We start from the raw sequence: 23,726 nt of genomic DNA, 5'->3' as shown, positions 1-23,726 counted from the left end.
AGCCTACAGCCTACAGCCTACAGCCTACAGCCTACAGCCTACAGCCTACAGCCTACAGCCTACAGCCTACAGCCTACAGCCTAGTATATTGGCTAAAATCAACCTTTCAAGTTAATTTTGAGAGGTTGGACATGTTCAAACAACATCTTAAAAATAAAAATCACCTATTTCAACCTCAACCTTTCGGCGAAAGTATTATTCGCCTTTTTCTGCTTTGTCTTAAAAAGCAAGGCATCGCCGATTTATTTATCAATCTATCTAAAAAGTAACACGTTTAATCAATAAACAACCGTAAAAGTTAAAAAATCGACAACATACATTATTAAAAAACCTAATTTTAAAAGCTTAAAGAGAGTGAATTTATGAACAAAATATTCAAAACCAAATACGATGTAACAACAGGTCAAACGAAAGTTGTGTCTGAATTAGCGAATAACCGTCAGGTGGCGAGCCGTGTTGAGGCGGCGGGAAGTCAGCCGAAGTGCGGTGTGTTTTTCGGCGGAATGTTAGGGGCGTTTAAGGTCCTGCCGTTGGCGTTGGTGATGTCGGGGTTGTTGTCTGGAGTTGCGTATGGGTATGATGTTTGGGTTCATGATAAAGATGTTGCAGATGGACAAACGATAAGCAACCTAAACCGTAAAACGCAAATTATGTATGGATCTTGGAATCGACCATATAAACAATCTGATATTCCCGATGAAGCGGTTATCCTCTCGGATTATGCTAATAAAACAGGAAAAAATGCTTCGTATAGCAATAAAGACTTTAATCAAACTGTTGTGATAGGGTCTCGAGCAGTCGTGGGCGGTGATAAAGGAACCGCTATCGGTTTTGGAGCCGCTACCGGAGAAAATACAGCGACTTCAGCTAACAATCCAACCGTTACGTATGAAGAAGCTAAATCTATTCTGCTCAGAGGCGAAGATGATTCGTATAAAGAATTACGGGAAAAGTATTTTAATTTTGCCAATGATCCTAAGTGGAAAATTACAGCAGAAGAAAAAAAACGAAGCATTATTGCTCAAGTCGTACAAATGGAGCAAGAGAAACGCAAAACAGATCCTAAAAGAGCTTTAAATCAAGAAGGTACGGCTGTCGGTTATCGATCTTTTGCACGAGGCGAAGAAGCGACCGCTTTGGGTAACGATGTGGTGGCATGGGGAGATTCCTCTATTTCTATCGGAAGCGATAATGCCGCAGGGCATGATGCCAAACCGCTTTCTAAAGAGATGTTTAGACTTTTTTATAATGTAAGAGATGATTTTAACTATACCAAAGAATATGCTGCCGTTGATTTTCAGATCCCTACAGATAATGCCGGTAAGCCTATGCTTAATGATCAAGGACAGTTATTAGCTAAAGATGGTTACACACCAATATATCAAAACGGCACATATTTTGTGAGAAAAAATGGTAAAGACTATAAAGATGGATATTACCGCATAGAGGGGGAAAATTTTTATGATGTTGAATCAGAAAACGCCGTACATAAAAATTATATCGATCCTAACACCCCAGGATATGAAGAAAAAATAAAACAAATAAAGGCATTATCAGACTATAAAAGATATGAACTCTATCTAAAAAAAGAAGGAGAGGCTTATCAAAAATATTTAGCAGATCATAGAAATACCAAAACACATACTTGGGCAAGAGGAAATAACGCCATTGCTATTGGGGCACGTTCGATTGCCTATGGAGATAATTCAACCGCTTTAGGGGCATTTGCTGTAGCGGCTAAAGATTATTCAACCGCTATCGGCTCAAACACCGTCGCCTTTGGTAAAGGTTCATTGGTGATGGGTAATAACAGCTATGTCTATGCAGACGGATCTGTAGGTATCGGGAATAAAGTACAAGCCATCGGTGCCGGATCTATGGTATATGGTAAAGACTCTTTTGCAGGGGGCTTAGGATCGTTAGCGATTGGTGATCACACCTTTGCCAATGTGAAGATGGGTAAGGTATTTAATGGTGAGGGGCTTACTATTGATCAATATAACTTATTAGTAAACGGTAAACAAAATTACCCTACATACACTAATGGCGGTCCACAAGGATTAACAGACAACAAAATCACTATTGAAGATTTATATCGTTTCGGTGATACAGCAGCGATACAAGATATAATGAAAGAACATATTAATGCCCACACAACCGTCCAAGAAGGAACGGGCGAAGAAAAAGCAGAGCAATCTAAAGATAAGTTGGGAAGACATAATCAAGGTGCTATTGCCATAGGTTCTTATTCTGTTGCATTGGGGGATAATGCAATCTCATTAGGTAGATATGCCTATGCGAAAGAAGATAGTACTGTTGCACTCGGTAGATTTGCGTTTGCACAAAAAGAATCTTCATTTTCAATAGGAAATTTCACAAGAGCATTAGGTAAACAATCAGTTGCTTTTGGTACTCATTCATTAGTAGAAGCTGATGATTCTATGGCATTAGGTATAAAGGCAAAAGTTTTAGCTGAAATGCCAACCGCACTTCGAAGTGAAAAAAATAAGAGCAATGGAAAATCAGATTTTACCATTAAAAATGCAATGGCAATTGGTAATGGTGCGGAAGCCTCTTTTTCAGATTCCATCGCATTGGGCGTCAATGCAAAAACTGATTATACTCAAACTGAAATGGCACAAGGCGGATGGGCACCTAAAAATGCCATATCAATACCTTCATCAGAAAGAATCGGCTATTTGTCAGTGGGTGGAAAGAATGCGGAAAGACGTATCGTCAATGTTGCACCGGGTGCGAGCGATACTGATGCGGTCAACGTATCTCAATTAAGAGCCTTAGAAGAAGCTATCCTGTATGGAAATACGTTAGAAGAAGATAATATTAATTCCGGCGTGAAATATGTCTCTGTCAAAGGCTTAGATGAATTAAAGCTATTAGTCACAAAAGAACAGGATTACAAAAACTATGCGAAAGTTAAAAAGGAATATTTAAAACTCAAAGCGAGAAAAGAAAGAAACAACGAAGAAATTAATTTAGAGAATATAAAAAGTAAAGTAGAAGCCTACGAAAGAAAATATAGCGATTTTAAAAATGTCGCAGAAAAATTAAAAACTGAAGATGAAAAAAATTATAAATTACTTCTAACTCAGAATGCAAAACAAGATCCTGAATTAGAAAAGAAAAAACGCAAGGAATGGTTAGAACAAGCATATAAAGATATTGAAAATGCTTATAACCAGGATACAGCCGAAGATGAATTGAAAAAATTATTTACACCAGAACAAAAAGAAAAATTTGCTAAAAGTAACTTCCTTAGTGATGGAGCCAAAAAATCAGGTTCGATGGCAATCGGGGTTGGGGCTAAATCAAATGCTGAAAACTCTATTGTTATAGGACAAAATGCTACGATAGATGAGATGGATGCTCGTAATTCAATTTTATTAGGAAATGAGACTTCAACAAAATATGCGAATGCAGTAGCTTTAGGTTATCAATCGGTTGCTGATAGGGCACATGAACGTATTAATAAAGCAAATGACACTGCGTATATTAGTAAAGAATTAGCAGGAAAACTAGATGGTAATATGTATGCTCCCGTTTCTGTTGGGAAAAATGGTGGAGATATTGGCGATATTAGTAAACAAAAAAACGGAGATAAAAAAACAATTCTAAGACAAATCGTCAACGTCGCACCGGGTACGAAAGATACCGACGTTGTTATCCTTGCTCAATTAAAAGAAGCGATGAAAGGCGTAAAAAATGTAGGAACTTTGCATTATTTGTCGGTGAATAATCCTACTCAACAAGGTTCAAATTATGATAACAAAGGGGCAACGGGAAATAAGGCTATTGCTATCGGTGTCGGTGCGAGTGCAACAGCTGATTCCGGCGTAGCGATCGGTAATGGGGCAAGCTCAAAAGCTCAAAACGCTATCGTCATAGGGACAAATGTCAGTGTTGATGTACCTAATTCGTTTGTGTTGGGTTCCAATAATACTGTTACACAAAGTGATAAAAACACAAGAAGTGCGGTTGTTGTGATCGGTAGCGGAACAAAATTAGAAGAGTCCAAGAGTTCGATTGCCATCGGTGCGGTTTTTGTGAACGGTAAAAATGGAACAGAGGGTACTATCATCAAAAACGCCGCTTGGACAACCTCTATCGGGAATAAAAACAAAATCCAAAACGGGACCGATATACTGGCGTTAGGGAACAATATTAATATAGGATTTGAGGGCAATGGTTCTGACAAATTCGCTAATACACACGTAGTTGCGATTGGTAATAAAGCCAATGCCCAAAATGCAAAAAACAGCGTACTTATCGGAGCAGAAACAAAAGCTGAAAATGGTGCAAAAAACGCAGTTATTATTGGTTATCAAGCCCAATCTAAAGCCGAGGGCGGTGTCGCCATAGGCGAAAGTGCGGTAGTTGAAACCGCCGCCGGCAACTCCATTGCGTTGGGACAAGGGTCAGAAGCGACTAAAAAAGAAACCGCACTTAATGAAGCTAAAATAGAGGCTATTAATGTTAAATTTAATTTCAAAAGTGGAGTGAGTGCTAATGGTCAAGAAAATAATAAAAAATCCGTGTTAAGCATAGGTAAGAAAAATAATGAGCGTATCATTAAACACGTCGCTGCTGGTGCGGTAACGGCAACGTCGACCGACGCTATCAACGGCAGCCAACTTTACGCCGTCGCCGATGAATTTTCAAAATTAGCGGTGAATGTATTGGGTGCGGAAGTTGAAGACGCTAATAAAACAGGATTTAAGAAATCGGAATTTGAAGTCGCTAAATATAGCGGACATACAGATGCGACAACACCAACAGAAATGACCTTTAAAGCGGCAATCGCTCAAAATACAACAGCGATTAATAAAGGCTTTGTTTTTGGCAGTGGAGATGGCGATGAACAAGGAACGCATTACTTAGGCGATAAATTAATCATTAAGGCTGGGAATATAACAGTTAAAGATGATGCTTTAAACAAAGAAGATAAATTTTTAAGTGATAATATTAGAACTCAGTATGAAAAAAATAATAAAAATATCTTAATAGGTATAAAAGAATCCCCTACTTTTAAAAATGTATTAATTACAGAAGAAATTCCTGAGGATACGTCAGATAGTGCTAAGAAAAATACTTATGATAACTATGCTGTCAACAAAAAATATTTAGACAAGAGATTAAAAAATGTGGGTTCTAACTTTACGGTAAAAGGCGACACGCCTAAAGAGGGAGAAAACACAAGTCTTGAAATTAATAAGGACAATAATGTCTTAACTATTAATGGGGATAGTAATATTACAACCGCCGTTGATAAGGGCAATAAAAAATTAACCATATCGCTTAATCAGGCTTTAACAGGGATTACTTCTATTGGTAAAGATGATAAGGCTAAAATAGAATTTAGTAGTGCTGATTCTACTCATCATATTACATTTACAGTAGGCGAAGGTAAAAATAAGGCAACAGTTAAATTAGATAAAGATGGTCTTGATTTGGGTAGCAAGCAAATTAAAAATGTTGCAAGTGGAATAGGTTCAACTACACCAAGCGATGGCGGAGCTCCCACAAGTAATGTTAATAATGTATTAACTGGTGGAGATTCTATAAAAGATATAAAAAATAATGTAGTAAATGTTCAAGACTTGTCAGATGTAGCAAAAGCGGTAGCAGATAAATTAAAAGATTTCGCTACTACAGAAACATTAGAAGAAGACTTTTTAAGAATCACTGGAGAAAATATTGGCGATAAACAAAAAGAATTTGGATCTAATGTGGGAATTAGTGAAATAAAACTTGATGATGAAGAAAAAACAGAATTAGTACAAGCTAAAGCCTTAGTCGATTATTTGAAAGGCACAGGGGATAAATCTGTAAAAGTCTCTGATTCTTCAAAAACAATTGCAGAGGGAGAAGGCTCTATTTCTATAGGGTACGATGCAAAATCACAAAATGAAGGCTCAATAGCTTTAGGATATGGAGCCAATGCATTAAATTCAGGGTCTATATCAATAGGACAAGGCTCAAATGTATTAGGAGTAAATTCAATTGGTTTAGGTAAAGATAATAAAGTTAATGGTAATTTCTCATTTGTAGTAGGAGATGAAAATGAGATAGGTTCAAAATCAACATCAACTTATGTAATGGGATCAAATAATAATATAAGTGGTGAAAGAAATATATCTATTGGTTCTAGTAATAAAATAGAAAAAGATGAAAATATATTATTAGGATCTAATAATGAAGTCTCTGGAACTGGAAATATATTATTAGGCTCACGTATAAATGTTGGTGAAGATACTGAAAATGCAATAGTATTAGGAAATCAATCTGTAGCGGTATCTAATGCGTTATCAGTAGGAACACCTAGAAATAGAAGACGCATAGTATTTGTAGGCGATCCAGAGCAAGATTATGACGCCGTCAACAAAAAATATGTGGATAATTTGCTAGCAAACAAAGCCTCTGCATTTATGGTAACTTCAGATGAGGGTAATACTGATAATATCAGTGGGACTTTATCTATAAAAGGGGCGGAAACTAAAAATGCTACAGCTACAGATAACAAAAAACATCAAAATATCACTACAAAAGCTAGTAAAAGTGAGTTAACAATTGCACTTAATAAGGACTTAAAAGGTATTGAGTCGATTGGTAAAGATGACAGCAACGCTTTAGTGTTTAAAAATGATACGAGTAACACAGATGGATCAAGTAGCACGAACACAGCAGAGTTAAAAGTCGGTGGACATGCGTTAACTTTTACCCCAGTGAATGGAAAAACTGACAAGGATAAAAACGTTAAAATCTCAAATGTCGCTGGTGGACAGATTGCAGAGAATTCAACTGATGCGATTAATGGTAAACAACTTCACGATTTAGTCGGTAATTTAGGGCTTTCTGTTGATAAAACTGGTAACTTTACCGCACCATCATTTACTAAAGTTAAGGGAGATGATACAGATACAGATACAACTTCTACCGTTTCAAAAGATAAATACACGACCTATAAAGATGCGATTAATGGGCTAATTACAGCGGTCAATAAAGGTGTTACCTTTAAAGGCAATGACGACAAGTCGACACAAACCACATTACAATTAGGCGGAACATTGACCATTGATAGCTCGCCTGTTAGTAGTAGCGATACGACTGGAGCAAATAGTGCGACTGTTGAAAAAGACATCACGGTAACATTAGCACCATCTAATGGTAGCGATCCTCAAAGTGCGGGTACACTTACGCTGAAATTAAATAAAGCTGATAAAGTGGAGGAAAACAACGGAAAAGTCGTTACCTCAAAAGCAGTCGCGGACGCGTTGAAAAATTATACCAAGACTACTGACTTAGTTGATAAGTTAGGCACGGCGTATTTAAAAGTAGATGGCTCGAATATTGATGATAAACAAGCTGACTTTGGAAAAAATGTCGGTATTGGCAAAATAAATCTTGAAAATGGTAAAAAAAGCACAACGGAATTAGTTCAAGCACAAGCATTAATAGATTATCTAAAAGGTACAGGAGATAAATCCGTGAAAGTGTCGGATTCACCAACAACGGAAGCGTTGGGGGATGGTTCGGTATCTGTAGGACATGGTGCGATATCGAGAAATGAAGGATCTATTGCCATGGGGTACGGAGCAAACGCATTGAATACCGGTGCAGTATCAATAGGTCAAGATTCCAATGTGCTTGGAATGAGTTCGATCGGTATCGGTAGAGAAAACACGGTACGAGGCAACTTCTCATTTGCCGTGGGGGATAATAACGTTATTGAGAAAGAACAAAATTACGTAATGGGATCGGACAACAAAATCACCGGTAAACAGAATATTTCAATCGGTTCAAGAAATGAAGTTGAAGGAAACGAAAACATCATCTTAGGCTCGAATATCACGGCAGATGATGAGATACATAATGCCATTGTATTGGGGACAGGTTCGCTGGCGAAGTCCAATGCATTGTCAGTCGGGTCAATGCGACATAAGCGGAAAATTGTGTTTGTTGCCGATCCGACGGACAACTATGACGCCGCCAATAAAAAGTATGTGGACGAAAGAGGGCTTAAATTCAAAGGAAATGACGCAGGTCAAACAGAACAACTGGTCAACTTAGACAAGTTGTTGACGATCGACAGTTCGGAAGCCAAGAAAGATGATAGAGGCATGAAAGAAAAGGATATTAAAACGAAAGTCGAAAAGGAAGGAGACAATGCTAAATTAATCTTAACTTTGAATAAAGCGGATAATGTTTCCGAACACGATGAAAGAGCGGTTACCTCCAAAGCGGTGGCAGCGAAATTAACGAACTATGCAACAAAATTTGAAGTTGAGGGGAATAAAGGCTCTAAATTTACCGTTAATGACAGCTTGAAAATTAAAGGTAAGGTGGGTTCAGGTTCGGCTAAAACACATCAAAATATCACTACCACAACGAAGAAAGGTGCTTCTACGCTAGAAATTGCTCTCAATTCTGATTTGAAAGGCATTAAGTCTATTGGAGGTCGAGAAATCGGAGCTGGTAAGGGTAAAAAAATCGCTTCTAGCATTGAATTTAACAAACAAGGAGCGAATGGTACAAAACCAAAAACTAATGTTGTCATTGAATCCAATGGTGGAACCTTTGTCTTTGACAGAACCGGCTTGACGTTAAATACCAAACAAATTAAAGGACTTGCGAGTGGGCTGGGCTTAAAAGACAGTGATACCAATAATGACAGTATTATTAACAACGTACTCGCTGGAACACCTGATAAGGACAATACCAAGGGCAACAAGATCGCCAACAATGCGGTCAATGTTCAAGACTTGTCTGCGGTTGCCAAGGCTATTGTAGGGAAAGTCACCGCACAACACTCCGAAGCAGAGAAAGTGGCGGTGAAATATGATGATGAAAACAAAACATCGATTACTTTAGGCGGTAAACCTGAAGCAGGCAAAACAGTTGCACCTGTTGCGATTGATAACCTCAAATCCGGTTTGGGTATTGATGATATTAAAGACAGTGGCATTGCTTCAGCCACACAAGGTAAACAACGTGAGTTGGTGAAAAAACTCGTGTCAGGCGAGCTTGATAAAGATTCATCGCATAAAGCCGTGAATGTTGCCGACTTAAAAGCTGTCGCACAAGCAGGACTGGATTTTGCCGGTAATAACAGCGACAGCATTGTGCATAAAAACCTTGGCGAAAAACTGGAGATTGTGGGCAAAGGCTTAGATAAAGCTAAAGTTACTACATTCAAAGGCACCGACGGCAATATTGCGGTGAAGGCGGATAGTGCTAAGAGCCAGCTAGAAATTTCACTCAATGAGGAGTTAAAAGGCTTGAAGTCTGCCGAGTTTAAAGACGACAAAGGTAATACTGTTAATATCAACGGCAATGCAATTACATTGAAAGGTAAAGATGGTAATCCGACTATTGCGACCTTGAACGATAAAGGTTTAACCGTGGGTGATAAAGACGCAACTAATGGCGATAAAACCCACACTGTTTATGGTAAAGACGGCTTAACCGTGAAAGGTAAAGATGGCTCAACTGAAGCAATCAGCCTGAAAGTTACCAAAGATAAAGACGGTAAAGGTAAAGAGAAAGAGAAAGCGACCCTATCTTTTGGTAAAGGTGCTGATGGTAAATATATAGGTGCGATTACCGGTCTTGCTGATTTAGCTGATGGTGCCGATGGTTCAAGTGTCGCCAATAAAAACTATGTGGATACGGAAGTTAAAAAACTTGATCAAAAACTTTCATCAGCCAATTCAAATAGACCATTTGATTATTATCTGGGCGATGAAAAAGTGGTTAAAGGTCAAGATGGTAAATTCTACAAGCCAACCGACTTAGAGGATGCGACATATGCAAGCGGTAAATACACCAAAGATGGCAAAGATGTTGTTTCGTCTATTAAGGACAAACAAAGCGAGGTCGTGATTAAGGCTGAGCCAAAAGCCATGGTTGTAAGCAATATTGCTGATGGCAAGTTATCGACTGACTCCAAAGATGCGATCAATGGTGGACAGCTTGTCAAAGCTACAGGGGCGAAATGGATTGATAATCCAAATTCTTCTGAAACTGCTCCAAAACCGAAGATAATGGTCTTTGCGGACGGTAAAGATGGATTGTCAGGTTTTGAAAAAACATCAGACGGCAAAGAATCGATGGCGGCGAAAGGCTTAACCGGCAAAGACGGTTTAAATGGCAAAAATGCCAACGACAAAGCGAACGCTTTACGCAATGGCGAGGCGGGAACGGTCGTATTTACAGATAATCAAGGCAATAGATTAGTCAAAGCCAATGATGGTAAGTACTATAAAGCCGAAGACGTTGAGGATAACGGTACACCGAAAGCGGATAAAAGTGCGGTAGATACGCAACTTTCTCTGATCAATACCGGTGGTGAAACCGATAAACCTGTAGTGCTGGGCAACGTGGCTAGCGGTTTGGGTATTGATGCCGATAAAGCAAAAGAGCAAGCTGAAAACGTGAAAAATGCGGGCGAAGCAGTGAAAACCGAAGCACAGGCGGTGGCGAAAAAAGTAGACGATATGTTGACGCTACAAACAGCAAAAGAGGCGAAACAGGACGCCATTGACGCTCTTGAAACCGCATTGTCTTTCATGCTGGAAACTACACCGGAGGAAAAAGCGGCGAAAGAGAAAGCCAAAGCTAAGATCGAGGGCGAAAAATCAACATTAGCCGACATTAACTCGAAATTGGATAAGGCGAAAAAAGAGGTTGAATCGGCACAAGGCATATTAAAAGCGAAGCAAGACGTCTATCAAATCGCCTTAAAAGCAAAAGATGGTGCAATTAATAAATTATTATCGGATGATAACAGCGTCGATGTTCACCGTGGGGCAAACTTGCAAGACGTGAAAGCCTTAGGTCAAGCGGGCTTAAATTTTGAGGGCAATGACGGCGTGCCTGTCCATAAAAATTTAGGCGAGAAATTGACCATCAAAGGCGAGGGTGAGTTTAACAGTGCAACAACCGCTGCCGGCAATATTAAAGTGACTGCTTCTGACAGCGGTATGGAAGTGAAGTTGTCCGATACCTTGAAAAATATGACCTCGTTTGAAACCAAAGAAACCGCAGAGGGGAATAAATCCCGTCTTGACGGCAACGGATTGACAGTGACAGGTAAAAACAATCAGTCTGCACATTATGGTTCGGGGGGGATCACTCTCAAAGAAGGTAATAACAAGGCTACTTTGACATCAAGTGCATTGACGTTCACAAACGGACAAGGTCAGAAAGTTGAGATTGACGGTGCAAAAGGTGAAATCCGTGTGCCTGATTTAACACCGAACTCATCACCGAATGCTGTGGCTAATAAACAATATGTCGATGCCTTGCAGACACATACTGACCAAAAATTCAACCATCTCGACAATAAAATTGAGATATTCAATAAAGACTTGAGAGCCGGGGTTGCTGGAGCACATGCTGCCGCCGCATTGCCTACAGTAACGATGCCGGGCAAATCGAGCCTTGCTTTATCTGCAGGTACCTATAAAGGAAACAATGCGGTGGCATTAGGTTATTCGCGTTTGAGCGATAATGGTAAAATAATGCTGAAATTACATGGTAGCAGAAACTCTGCCGGTGATTTCGGCGGTGGTGTAGGGGTTGGCTGGACATGGTAGGTTTCATTCAATGACCGTGAAAAAGCAGTGAGCAATCACTGCTTTTTTTGTGTGTTGGTGCGGTTGATGATTAACAAAGTTTTTAAAGAATATATAAAAGTCTTACTTTATCAACAGTCATGAAAAGAAAAAGAGAAAAAATCTGAATATTCATTTCCATTATCCAGCTATAATAAGAATTTTCCAAAATGTGATCTCGATCTAATTTTATTTTAAGCATATAATGAGCGGGTTTTACTAAATTAATAATCTTATATTATTCAAAATAATTAAACGGAGTAACGAATGTCTAGAAGACTAAGAAGAACAAAAATAGTATGTACACTGGGACCATCCACAGATCGAGGTAATAATTTAGAAAAAATTATTGTAGCCGGTGCAAATGTTGTTCGTATGAATTTTTCTCATGGTACACCAGAAGATCATCTTGCTCGTGCTGAAAAAGTTCGTGAAATTGCTAAAAAATTAGGTAAAACTGTTGCAATTTTAGGAGATCTACAAGGTCCAAAAATTCGGGTATCTACTTTTAAAGAGGGTAAAATTTTCTTAAATATTGGTGATAATTTTACTTTAGATGCTGATTTACCCAAAGGTGAAGGTAATCAAGAAGCCGTAGGACTGGATTATAAAACATTACCACAAGATGTTGTTCCGGGCGATATTTTATTATTAGATGACGGACGTGTTCAGTTAAAAGTGTTATCGACAGACAATACTAAAGTATTTACAGAAGTAATTGTTGGCGGTCCATTATCAAATAATAAAGGTATCAATAAATTAGGTGGTGGGTTATCTGCTAACGCACTGACAGAAAAAGACAAAGAAGACATTATTTTAGCTGCACGTATTGGTGTTGATTATCTTGCTGTTTCTTTCCCTCGTTCCAGTGCTGATTTAAATTATGCTCGTGAATTAGCTCAACAAGCTGGTTTAAAAGCCAAAATTGTGGCTAAAGTTGAAAGAGCGGAGACTGTTATTGACGATGAGGCAATGGACGATATTATTTTAGCTTCTGATGTAATTATGGTTGCTCGTGGTGATTTGGGTGTTGAAATTGGTGATCCGGAATTAGTCGGAATACAGAAAAAATTAATTCGTCGTTCACGTCAGCTAAATCGTGTAGTGATTACCGCAACACAAATGATGGAATCTATGATTAGCAATCCTATGCCAACTCGTGCCGAGGTGATGGATGTTGCCAATGCTGTATTAGATGGCACTGATGCCGTCATGCTTTCTGCGGAAACAGCAGCAGGTCAATACCCTTCAGAAACTGTTTCAGCAATGGCTAAAGTTTGTTTAGGTGCTGAAAAAATGCCTAGTGTAAATATTTCTCGGCATCGCTTAGATAAAGAATTTGATACGATTGAAGAAACTATTGCGATGTCTACGATGTTTGCAGCCAACCATATGAAAGGTGTTGCAGCCATCATCGCAATGACAAGTAGTGGTCATACTGCAAAATTGATGTCTCGCATTAGTTCCGGACTACCAATTTTTGCCCTTTCTCGAAATGAAAGTACGTTAAATTTATGTGCATTGTATCGTGGTGTTATTCCAATTCATTTTGATCAGGATAGTCGTACGCTTGAAGGATTAAAAGCAGCAATACAATCGCTAAAAGATAAAGGTTATTTAGTTTCCGGTGATTTGGTTTTATTAACTCAAGGAGACCATTTAACATCAAATGGTACGACTACTTGCCGTGCTTTAGTGGTTGAATGATAAAAAGATAAGACTTTGGTTTTTAATAAAAGAGTGGGAAATCCACTCTTTTTTTATGTATGACTCGTAAAAGTCATGAATTAGCACCGCACTTTTAAACTACTTTAGATCAGTTAAATATTTTTATCATAATTCTAAGATACCGTATCTTATGCACTACCACAGAATTAATTCAATCTATAAAATAAAGTGTTTTGTTGATGAATTATTATTTTAATCGTGCGAATTGAGTTACTTTCGATTATAATTTTACGCATTTCTTTTTAATCTAACATTTATAGGATTTCTTCAATGTTAATGGAAAAATTGAACAATGCCTCTAGCGGTATAGTTTCTAAAATTATTTTTGGCTTAATCGGGGTTTCTTTTGTACTCAGTGGCGTAGCAGGTTATATGTTTATACGGACAGATACATCTGTAGCAAAAGTAAATGGCGAAGAAATTTCTCAACAAGTTTTTCTACAGCAATATAACAATGAATATCAACGTTTAAGTGAAAATTTAGGAGCTAAATTTGCTGAAGTTGCAGATTCGGCTGCTAAACATCTAAGACATGAAGTTCTCGATCGTTTAATCAATCAAGAATTATTACGTCAATATGCACAAGAACTTAAGTTAGGAATTAGCGATAAGCAAGTAAGTTTAGCTATTGTGAACTCACCTATGTTCCAAAATGAGGGCAAATTTGACAATAAAATTTATCAGCAGATATTAGCTTCAAGTGGTATTAGTTCTGATACTTATGCTGCATATGTGCGTGAAGGCTTGGTATTAGAGCAATTACAGCAAGGTATTGCAAATAGTGATTTTCAGGTTCCTATACAACTCAATGAATTAGCAAAGAATTTTTTCCAACGTCGTGATGTTCGTTTAGCTGTTCTATCTTTAGATGACGAAATGCAAAAACAAACTGTAACGGAGCAAGAAATCGAACAATATTATCAAGCTAACAAAGCTAACTTTGCTGTACCTGAAAGAGTTAAAGTGCAATATCTAGACTTAACTCGTGCGATTGCGGATCAGAAAGTAAAAATCTCCGATATAGAAATTGCACAATATTATCAAGATAATAAAGCTCAATATATAACAAAACATTTAGCTCATATTCAATTACCGACTGAACAAGAAGCACAATCAGTTTATGCTAATTTACAAAATGGCGAAGATTTTTCTGCTTTAGCAAAATTATATTCAATGGACACATTATCAGCCCAAAAAGGTGGAGATTTGGATTGGGTTGTGAATGGAATGATGCCTCTTGCTTTTGAAAGTGCGGTGACGTTATTAAATGTTGGTGAGTATAGCCAGCCTGTGAAAGTGGATAATGCGTACCATATCATTAAAGTATTGGATATGAAAACCCGTGAATTAAATGATGTTAAAGAGGAAATTGCAACTAAATTGCGTAATGATTTAGTAACAAATGCTTTTTATTCATTAGAAAAACAAATGAATGAAAAGGCGTTTGAAAATCCGCAATCATTAGAAGAAGCAGCTAAAGTAGCTGGGCTTGAAATCAAAGAAACAGATTATTTTTCTCGTCAAGATTTACCGCCAGAATTAAATTATAGTCATATTGCTACCGCCATTTTTAATTCTGATCTTATGCAAGGCGGTATAAACTCAGAGGCAATCAATGTTGGCGATCAACATTCCGTGCTTCTGCGTGTAGTTGATTATAAACCTGAGGGTATTCGTACACTGGCTGAGGCAACAGCAGATATTGAAACTTATTTAAAACGTCAGAAAGCCGAAACTACGTTGTTTAATATGGCAGAGAAAATCGTTGCAGAGATGAATACAATGACTGATTTCAAATTACCGTCTTATATTCATTTTTCAGAAAAAGAAACGTGGGTTTATAGAGATGTAGATAATAAAGATCCTGTTTTAGGCAAAGTGATATTCTCAATGAAAAAACCTGACCCGGGCAAAACAACCATATCTGTAGCGAAAAATATGTTTGGAGATATTGTTTTTGTTGAGTTAATGAACGTAGAAGATAGCCAATTAACGCCTGAGCAAAAACAATTATTTGGCGTTCAAATAGCAAAAATTAAGCAATTTAGTTTAAGCAATTTGCTTATTCAAGCCTTAAGAGAAAAAGCCAGTATTGAAATTAATACAAAATTCATTAATGAAGAGTAAAAGCAGGGTTACATTTCTTCGAATTGCAAAAATAGTGCCTGAGGTTATCAGGCATTATTTTTTTGCAAAATTTAAGAGTTTCTTCTAGTTTTTAACCGCACTTTGTGGTATAAAGTGCGACGTTATTTTGAGTTGTCAATTTAACAATTAACTTACGAAATCACACACGTATCATGAGAAGTAAATCGGGGTGCCAAACGGTCGATTTGCTTGATATGTGGAGGCTAAACCCCAAACAAAAGGAAAATTATCTTATGGCACAAGTTTCAATGCGTGATATGCTGCAAGCTGGCGTTCACTTCGGTCACCAAACTCGTTACTGGAACCCAAAAATGAAACCGTTCATTTTCGGACCTCGCAATGGTGTTCACATCATCAACTTAGAAAAAACTGTCCCAATGTTCAATGAAGCGTTAGTTGAATTAACTCGTATTGCGAGTAATAACGGCAGAATTTTATTTGTTGGTACAAAACGTGCAGCTTCTGAAGTTGTTAAAGCAGCAGCGTTAGACTGTCAGCAATATTATGTAAATCACCGTTGGTTAGGCGGGATGTTGACAAACTGGAAAACAGTGCGTCAATCAATCAAACGTTTAAAAGATTTAGAAACCCAATCTCAAGATGGTACTTTTGATAAATTAACGAAAAAAGAAGCGTTAGTACGTACTCGTGAGATGGAAAAACTTGAATTAAGTCTTGGCGGTATCAAAGATATGGGCGGTCTTCCTGATGCAATTTTTGTGATCGGTGCAGATCATGAACATATCGCAATCAAAGAAGCAAATAATCTAGGAATCCCTGTATTTGCAATTGTTGATACTAACTCAAGCCCAGATGGCGTAGATTTTGTTATTCCAGGTAACGATGATGCGTCACGTGCAATTCAATTATATCTTTCTGCAGCTACCACAGCAGTAAAAGAAGGTCGTAATCAAGAAACGGTAACTGAAGAAGTTTTTGCAGCAGCAGAATAATTCAGTAAAGGCGTAAGCCCTTATTAATTAAACGCAGGGGGCTTTTAGTTCCCTGCTTTTTATATCAATAAAGTGCGGTCTAAAACCGATACTATTTAATCAAATGGATAGAGGAATTTAAGATGGCTGAAATTACAGCAGCATTAGTTAAAGAACTTCGTGAACGTACCGGTGCAGGTATGATGGAGTGTAAAAAAGCATTAGTTGAAGCAAATGGTGATATTGAGCTGGCTATCGACAATATGCGTAAATCGGGACAGGCAAAAGCTGCAAAAAAAGCAGGTCGTATAGCTGCTGAAGGTGTTATTCGTGTACGCATTGGTTCCGGTTTTGGTGTTCTAGTTGAACTGAACTGTGAAACAGACTTTGTAGCAAAAGATACCGGCTTCTTAGGTTTAGCTGATGAAGTTGCTGATTACGCTTTGGCAAACAAAGGAACAACGATTGATACCTTAGCAACTCATTTTGAAGATAAACGTGCTGCGTTAGTTGCTAAAATTGGTGAAAATATGACGATTCGTCGTGTTCAGTATTTAGAGGGTGATGTAATTGCTCAATACTTACATGGTGCAAAAATTGGTGTGTTAGTAGCGGGATCCGGTTCAGAAGAAGAATTAAGAAAAGTAGCAATGCACGTTGCAGCTTCTAAACCTGAATTCGTAAATCCAGAAGATGTTTCCGCTGAAGTTGTAGAACATGAGCGTCAAATTCAAATTGATATTGCAATCAACTCAGGCAAACCAAAAGAAATCGCTGAAAAAATGGTTGAAGGTCGTATGAAGAAATTCACTGGTGAAGTGTCTTTAACCGGTCAAGCATTCGTTATGGATCCTTCAGTTTCTGTCGGTGATTACTTAAAATCAGTTAATACTTCAGTAACAAACTTTATTCGTTTAGAAGTTGGTGAAGGTATTGAAAAAGTTGAAGAAGATTTTGCAGCGGAAGTGGCTAAAATCACTGGTAATAACGCATAATCATCATACTATACAGTAAATTAAATCTGACAGTGTTCTCTTTAAGTATGAAACTGTCAGATTTTTTTGACGTAAATTTTTTATAGTAAAGACTGTTTTCTGTTTAGAAGTGCATTTGTATAGGAAAATAGTAAACAAAAATGACTTAAGGTCTCACTCTTACTACCCTTTTATTAGTCACCACCTAATTCGTTTTTATTGTTATGGTTTAGTTGCTGTTTAACCCAGTCCATAAATTCAGGAGGCATAATTTTAATCATATTTGAACCTCTGGTAATTGTTGCCGCACTTGTATTCAAAATTTGTTGTATCTCTCGTTGTGCCAAAGATTTATCCAGTAATTGGGATACAATTTGAACGCGTAGTGCAACTGCATCTCGCTCATCAGCAGTAAGTAGCAAAGTAAGTAGTTCTTGTTCTTTGCCTTGTTCAAATGCTTTTCTCATTAAATCAAGAAATTCATTCCATTGTTCCATATTCCGACTGATATACATATTTCTCTCCTGACTATTAAACTAGTGTATCCTATTATATTCCTCTTTTTTAAATTATTGAACAGAAAGTTTTTGTAAAAATTAATAACCATATGGATTATTAGTATATTTTGAAAATAACTTATTCTTATGAAAACTATAGTGTTTTTATGAGAGGGATATCTCCATTTCAAAGCAAAAAGTACAGTGATGCTAAAGCATTCTCATCGTAGATGAAATTTTTTCTACTTTATCACTTCATGCAGAAGGCTATCAAGTATAACGAAAAAGCGGATATGTACCCATACCCGCTATATTTCACATTAGATAAACTCTATGAATTTTTATTTTCTTCACTCCAACATACCGCAGCTGTAAAAATAACATCCGTTGAAGAGTTTAATGCAGTTTCCGTTGAATCTTGTAATACGCCAATGACGAAACCGACGCCGATTACTTGTGCTGCAATATCATTAGGAATACCAAATAAACTACAAGCTAATGGAATCAATAATAATGATCCGCCAGCAACACCAGAAGCACCACAAGCACAAATACTAGCCACTACACTTAACAATACAGCCGTAGGGAAAGAGACCTCAATACCTAAGGTATGTACAGCAGCTAATGTTAATACCGTAATAGTAATCGCCGCACCTGCCATATTGATATTAGCACCTAACGGTATTGAAACTGAATAAGTTTCCTCATCTAATTTTAAGCGTTTTGACAATTCCATATTTACAGGAATGTTTGCTGCAGAACTACGTGTAAGGAATGCCGTTAATCCACTTTCTCGTACACAAGTCCATACTAGGGGATATGGATTACGACGAATTTTCCAAAAAACTAAAATTGGATTAATAACAAACGCAGTAAATAGCATAGACCCAATTAAAACAACTAGTAATTGCATATAATCAAGCAATGCACCCAAACCTTTATCAGTTAAAGTTTCAGCTACCAAACCAAAAACACCGATAGGTGCAAAACTAATAATAAAATGAACAATTCTAGATACAGCCTCTGAAAAATCATTCATGACATTTTTAGTCGTATCTGACGCATAGCGTAAGGCTATCCCCAAACCTATTGCCCAAAATAAGATACCAATAAAGTTTGCATTAAATAAAGCATTAATTGGATTATCTACCACGTTCAGTACTAAAGTACTTAAAACTTCAGATACTTCGTTTGGCGGAGAAAGAGAGCCTTCTTGCGTTTTTAAAGCAATTTCTGTCGGCAATGCAAAACTAAATAATACTGATGTCAATGCAGCTAAGAAAGTTCCTAGCAAATATAAGACAACAATAGATTTCATATTGCTTTTTGTGCCTAATTGCTTATTAGCAATTGCAGAAATAACCAATAAAAAAACTAAAATTGGAGCAACTGCACGCAATGAACGCACAAATATTTTTCCTAAAAAACCGGCTTTTTCTGCAAGATTAAAACCTAATACACCTTGCAATGATGGAGCGATTAATGCTAACAGCAATCCCAATAAAAGACCAACAGAAATTCGCTTGACCAAACTTCCATGAAAAAAGAAGGAGTATAAATATGACTTATTCATAATAATAAATGTTGTGTTTTTTGAGTTAAAAATACAGATCTATAGATCCACCAAGGTTTAGTAAAGATAACGTAAATTGATTATAAAGAAAATATTAAAATAAACATTTTTTGAATTTTTATAAAATAAAATACATTTATTAATCTGCAAATTTCTAAAAATTTCTATTATGCTATTGACTATATGTATATAAAAACAGTAATATATACCTGTATAAATAATCAGTTAATATATAACATACTTAGATTGGAGAAAAAGATGGGTTACGCAAATCAGAATATCAGCAATATAAACACTACACTTTCTTACCAACCTATGCCATTCTTCATTGATATTGAGGAACGTAATAGAAGTTCACACAAAAAACTAGATCTCAATCTTTACTGTATTAAACACCCACAACAAACTTGTTTTATTCAAGTTAACAATCCTAATCTGCTCGCTTGGAATATTGAGCAAGGTGATATTCTTATTGTAGAAAAACAAAATTACCTTTCAATGAATGATCTTGTCGTTTTAGATCTTAATAACCAATTTCAAATTTATGAATTCATGATGCATGAAAATAATGAATTTATTTTTTTCCCACTAGATAATAAAGTACATTCAATAAGAACATCTAATTGGCAAAATTTGCCTATTATTGGTACAGTAACCAATACAATCCATCAAATAAAACCAAAAGAAAATCAAATAAAATTTGCCGCCTAAAAAGTGCCGTATTTTTTACCGCACTTTTTTGCAAAAAAATAAGGCGATCTCAGAAAAGATCGCCTTATTGTCTCATCGAGCAAGATTATTATTTTTTCTTCTTCGCTTTTGGATTTGGCAAATCTGTAATAGAGCCTTCAAAAACTTCAGCGGCTAGCCCAACAGATTCATGTAAAGTTGGATGAGCATGGATTGTTAGTGCTAAATCTTCAGCATCACACCCCATTTCAATTGCCAAGCCAATTTCACCTAGCAATTCACCACCGTTAGTACCGACAATTGCTCCCCCAATAACACGATGTGTATCTTTATCGAAAATCAATTTCGTCATACCATCAGCACAGTCGGATGCAATTGCACGTCCAGACGCTGCCCAAGGGAACTTAGCAACTTCGTAATTAATCCCTTCAGCTTTACATTCTTTTTCAGTTTTCCCCACCCAAGCTACTTCCGGTTCGGTATAAGCAATAGATGGAATAACTTTCGGATCAAAATAATGTTTTTGTCCTGCAATTACTTCTGCAGCTACATGACCTTCATGTACGCCTTTATGTGCTAGCATTGGCTGACCAACAACATCACCAATAGCAAAGATATGAGGTACATTAGTACGCATTTGTTTGTCAGTGCGAATAAAGCCACGATCATCAACTTCGACGCCAGCAATACCTGCATCAATTAATTTACCATTTGGTACACGACCAATTGCAACTAATACTGCATCATAACGACGAGTTTCACTTGCAGCCTTACCTTCCATTGATACATAAATACCGTCTTCTTTTGCTTCAACAGCAGTTACTTTAGTTTCCAGTAATAAATTGAATTTTTTTTCAATGCGTTTAGTATAAATTTGAACCATATCTTTATCCGCTGCAGGGATAACTTGATCAAACATTTCAACCACATCAATTTTAGAACCTAAAGCATGATAAACGGTTCCCATTTCAAGACCGATGATACCGCCCCCCATAATTAAGAGATTTTCAGGTACTTCTTTTAACTTTAACGCATCAGTAGAATCCCAAATACGAGGATCTTCATGTGGAATAAATGGTAACTGAATAGGGCGAGAGCCGGCAGCAATAATTGCATTATCAAAAGTAATTTTCGTTTCACCTTCATCACCAGCCACAATAATTGCATTTGGTCCTGAGAATTTACCATAACCATTAACTACCTGTACTTTACGCTGTTTAGCCATACCGGCTAAACCGCTAGTCAATTGATTAATTACTTTTTCTTTCCAACCACGAATTTTATCAATATCCGTTGTTGGTTCACCAAAAACAATACCATGAGCGGATAAGGACCTAGCTTCTTCAATCACTTTAGCTACATGCAATAACGCTTTAGACGGAATACAGCCTACATTTAAACATACTCCACCAAGCGTCGAAAATCGCTCTACAATAACAGTTTCTAAGCCTAAATCTGCACAACGGAAAGCTGCTGAGTAACCAGCCGGACCTGCTCCCAAGACGACAACTTGTGTTTTAATCTCTTTATTCATTTTTTACCTCGTTAAAAGTTGGCGGTTTTCAACCGCACTTTAACAGTTTTAACGCCCCCTAATAAGATTTAGAGGCGTAGTATTTACATAACTAAACGACGAAGATCGCTTAATACACTATTAATGAAAGTAATAAATCTTGCTCCATCAGCACCGTCAATTACACGATGATCATAAGACAAAGATAACGGAAGCATTAAGCGAGGAGTAAAGTCTTTGCCATTCCATACCGGTGTCATTTCAGATTTAGATACACCCAAAATTGCGACTTCTGGAGCATTTACAATTGGCGTAAAGTGTGTACCGCCAATTCCTCCTAGACTTGAAATAGTAAAACAACCACCTTGCATATCTGATGCGGTTAATTTACCAGCTCGAGCCTTCTTAGAAATTTCCGCTAATTCACGAGATAATTCAATAATGCCTTTTTTATTCACATCTTTAAACACAGGTACAACCAAGCCGTTAGGTGTATCAACCGCCACTCCAATATTAATGTATTTTTTCAGAATCAGGCTTTGAGCATCTTCTGATAATGAACTATTAAAGCGTGGGTAATTTTCTAACGCTTTAGCAACGGCCTTCATAATAAATACTAATGGCGTAATTTTTACATCAAGTTTTTGTTTTTCCGCCAACACATTTTGTTCTTTGCGGAATTTTTCCAGTTCCGTAATGTCTGCTTTATCCCATTGCGTAACATGAGGAATCATTACCCAGTTGCGATGTAAATTTGCACCGGAGATTTTCTGAATACGACCCAACTCAACTTGCTCAATATCACCAAATTTACTGAAGTCGACTTTCGGCCAAGGTAACAAGCCTAGTCCTGCTCCATTGACAGCACCATTACCTGCTGATGTAGGAGAAACATTGCCACTTTCAACCGCTTTAATTGCCGCTTTTACATAAGCCTGAACGTCTTCTTTTAAGATTCGACCTTTACGCCCCGTCCCTTTTACCTTGTCTAAGTTCACGCCGAACTCTCTAGCTAGACGACGAACAACCGGAGTTGCATGAGCAAACACCGCACTTGCAGTCACATCAGCTTGAGACACTGGCGTCATTTGATTTTCTTGTGCAGCTGGAGATGGAGCCACTTTAGCCTCTGTCACAGCCGATGATGCTTTTGGAGTAGGGGCTTTTCCTTGCACTTCAAAACGCATAATTAATGAACCAGTTGAAACTTTATCCCCTGATTTCACCAAAATTTCTTTCACTACACCAGCAAAAGGAGCAGGCACTTCCATTGAAGCTTTATCACCTTCAACAGTAATTAAAGATTGTTCCTCTGTAACACTATCGCCCACTGCAACCATAATTTCTGTCACATTGACTTCATCACCACCGATATCAGGAACGTGTACATCTTGCACCGCACTTTCACCTGTTACTTGAGCTGAAGAAGAAACTTGAGCTGTTTCGGCTACAGATACAACACCTGCAACTTCAAATTTCATCACAAGAGAACCGGTCGACACTTTATCTCCCACTTTGATTAAAATTTCTTTTACTATACCGGCAGTAGGGGCAGGCACTTCCATTGAGGCTTTATCACCCTCAACATTTAAAATAGACTGCTCTTCTGCAACTGTCTCACCTACAGAAACCATAATATCAGTTACATTGACTTCATCACCACCAATGTCAGGTACATAAATTTCAATGATAGACGCTACCGCACTTTGTGTTTTTTCGGTTTGCATACTTTCAGATGCTGTCTCAGTAGATGCTAATTCTGCATTCTCTAATACAAACATAGGAGTTCCAGTAGAAACTTTGTCGCCTACTTTTACTAATACTTCCTTAATGACACCCGCTTCCGGTGATGGAACTTCCATTGATGCCTTATCGCCTTCAACGTTAATCACAGATTGATCAACTATAATAGTATCCCCAGCTTTAACCATAACTTCAGTGACAGTAACTTCATCTCCACCAATATCTGGAATTTGAATTTCTTTAGCCATTTTATCTTATCCTTTTCTTACGAGCGGATTATATCCGCTCAGTTCAAATA

Annotated in this window: 10 protein-coding genes; 6 read left to right on the top strand and 4 right to left on the bottom strand. The window is 37.5% G+C overall.

Annotated elements, in window-relative coordinates; translation table 11 throughout:
* Window positions 1-362 precede the first annotated feature (362 nt).
* The 5 genes from HSM_RS05290 (at window position 363) to tsf (ending at window position 17,433) form a co-directional block, all read left to right on the top strand.
* Window positions 363-11,612 (top strand): YadA-like family protein, encoded by an 11,250-nt coding sequence (locus HSM_RS05290; RefSeq protein WP_012340217.1) that lies wholly within the window; start codon window positions 363-365, stop codon window positions 11,610-11,612.
* A 285-nt stretch (window positions 11,613-11,897) separates the two neighbouring features.
* Window positions 11,898-13,337 (top strand): pyruvate kinase, encoded by a 1,440-nt coding sequence (pyk, locus tag HSM_RS05285; RefSeq protein ID WP_012340216.1) that lies wholly within the window; start codon window positions 11,898-11,900, stop codon window positions 13,335-13,337.
* 291 nt (window positions 13,338-13,628) lie between these two features.
* The gene (gene ppiD, locus HSM_RS05280; RefSeq protein WP_012340215.1) at window positions 13,629-15,485 is read left to right on the top strand and encodes a peptidylprolyl isomerase; all 1,857 of its coding nucleotides are present in this window, start codon (window positions 13,629-13,631) and stop codon (window positions 15,483-15,485) included.
* A gap of 254 nt (window positions 15,486-15,739) precedes the next feature.
* A complete protein-coding gene (gene rpsB / locus HSM_RS05275; protein ID WP_011609243.1) occupies window positions 15,740-16,459 on the top strand; it encodes a 30S ribosomal protein S2 in 720 nt (239 codons plus the stop codon).
* 122 nt (window positions 16,460-16,581) lie between these two features.
* On the top strand, window positions 16,582-17,433 hold the full coding sequence (tsf, locus tag HSM_RS05270) for a translation elongation factor Ts (RefSeq protein ID WP_011609244.1): 852 nt from the start codon (window positions 16,582-16,584) through the stop codon (window positions 17,431-17,433).
* 173 nt (window positions 17,434-17,606) lie between these two features.
* Here the strand turns inward: tsf and trpR are convergent, their stop codons facing one another.
* Window positions 17,607-17,927, bottom strand: a complete 321-nt coding sequence (trpR, locus tag HSM_RS05265; RefSeq protein WP_012340213.1) for a trp operon repressor — start codon at window positions 17,925-17,927, stop codon at window positions 17,607-17,609.
* Window positions 17,928-18,240: 313 nt separating this feature from the next.
* Window positions 18,241-19,482, bottom strand: coding sequence for a serine/threonine transporter SstT (sstT, locus tag HSM_RS05260; RefSeq protein WP_011609246.1), 1,242 nt, complete (start codon window positions 19,480-19,482; stop codon window positions 18,241-18,243).
* Window positions 19,483-19,740: 258 nt separating this feature from the next.
* Here sstT and HSM_RS05255 point away from each other — a divergent pair, with 258 nt between their 5' ends.
* Window positions 19,741-20,193: a LexA family protein gene (locus HSM_RS05255; protein WP_012340212.1), complete on the top strand. Its 453-nt coding sequence runs from the start codon at window positions 19,741-19,743 to the stop codon at window positions 20,191-20,193.
* 88 nt (window positions 20,194-20,281) lie between these two features.
* On the opposite strand, the gene lpdA is transcribed toward HSM_RS05255, so the two are convergent.
* Window positions 20,282-21,706: a dihydrolipoyl dehydrogenase gene (gene lpdA / locus HSM_RS05250; RefSeq protein WP_012340211.1), complete on the bottom strand. Its 1,425-nt coding sequence runs from the start codon at window positions 21,704-21,706 to the stop codon at window positions 20,282-20,284.
* Window positions 21,707-21,789: 83 nt separating this feature from the next.
* Window positions 21,790-23,676, bottom strand: a complete 1,887-nt coding sequence (aceF, locus tag HSM_RS05245; RefSeq protein WP_012340210.1) for a pyruvate dehydrogenase complex dihydrolipoyllysine-residue acetyltransferase — start codon at window positions 23,674-23,676, stop codon at window positions 21,790-21,792.
* Between the last annotated feature and the right edge of the window lie 50 nt (window positions 23,677-23,726).

This window comes from Histophilus somni 2336 (genome assembly GCF_000019405.1).
Lineage (GTDB): Bacteria > Pseudomonadota > Gammaproteobacteria > Enterobacterales > Pasteurellaceae > Histophilus > Histophilus somni.
The sequence above is the reverse complement of the archived record's forward strand: the minus strand, read 5'-3'. Positions and strand labels throughout refer to the sequence as shown.

Excerpts from the sequence above, each read along its gene's own strand:
- aceF (WP_012340210.1), bottom strand. The coding sequence starts at position 23,676 with ATGGCTAAAGAAATTCAAATTCCAGATATTGGTGGAGATGAAGTTACT.
- ppiD (WP_012340215.1), top strand. The coding sequence starts at position 13,629 with ATGTTAATGGAAAAATTGAACAATGCCTCTAGCGGTATAGTTTCTAAA.
- lpdA (WP_012340211.1), bottom strand. The coding sequence starts at position 21,706 with ATGAATAAAGAGATTAAAACACAAGTTGTCGTCTTGGGAGCAGGTCCG.
- sstT (WP_011609246.1), bottom strand. The coding sequence starts at position 19,482 with ATGAATAAGTCATATTTATACTCCTTCTTTTTTCATGGAAGTTTGGTC.
- HSM_RS05255 (WP_012340212.1), top strand. The coding sequence starts at position 19,741 with ATGGGTTACGCAAATCAGAATATCAGCAATATAAACACTACACTTTCT.
- pyk (WP_012340216.1), top strand. The coding sequence starts at position 11,898 with ATGTCTAGAAGACTAAGAAGAACAAAAATAGTATGTACACTGGGACCA.
- HSM_RS05290 (WP_012340217.1), top strand. The coding sequence starts at position 363 with ATGAACAAAATATTCAAAACCAAATACGATGTAACAACAGGTCAAACG.
- trpR (WP_012340213.1), bottom strand. The coding sequence starts at position 17,927 with ATGTATATCAGTCGGAATATGGAACAATGGAATGAATTTCTTGATTTA.
- rpsB (WP_011609243.1), top strand. The coding sequence starts at position 15,740 with ATGGCACAAGTTTCAATGCGTGATATGCTGCAAGCTGGCGTTCACTTC.
- tsf (WP_011609244.1), top strand. The coding sequence starts at position 16,582 with ATGGCTGAAATTACAGCAGCATTAGTTAAAGAACTTCGTGAACGTACC.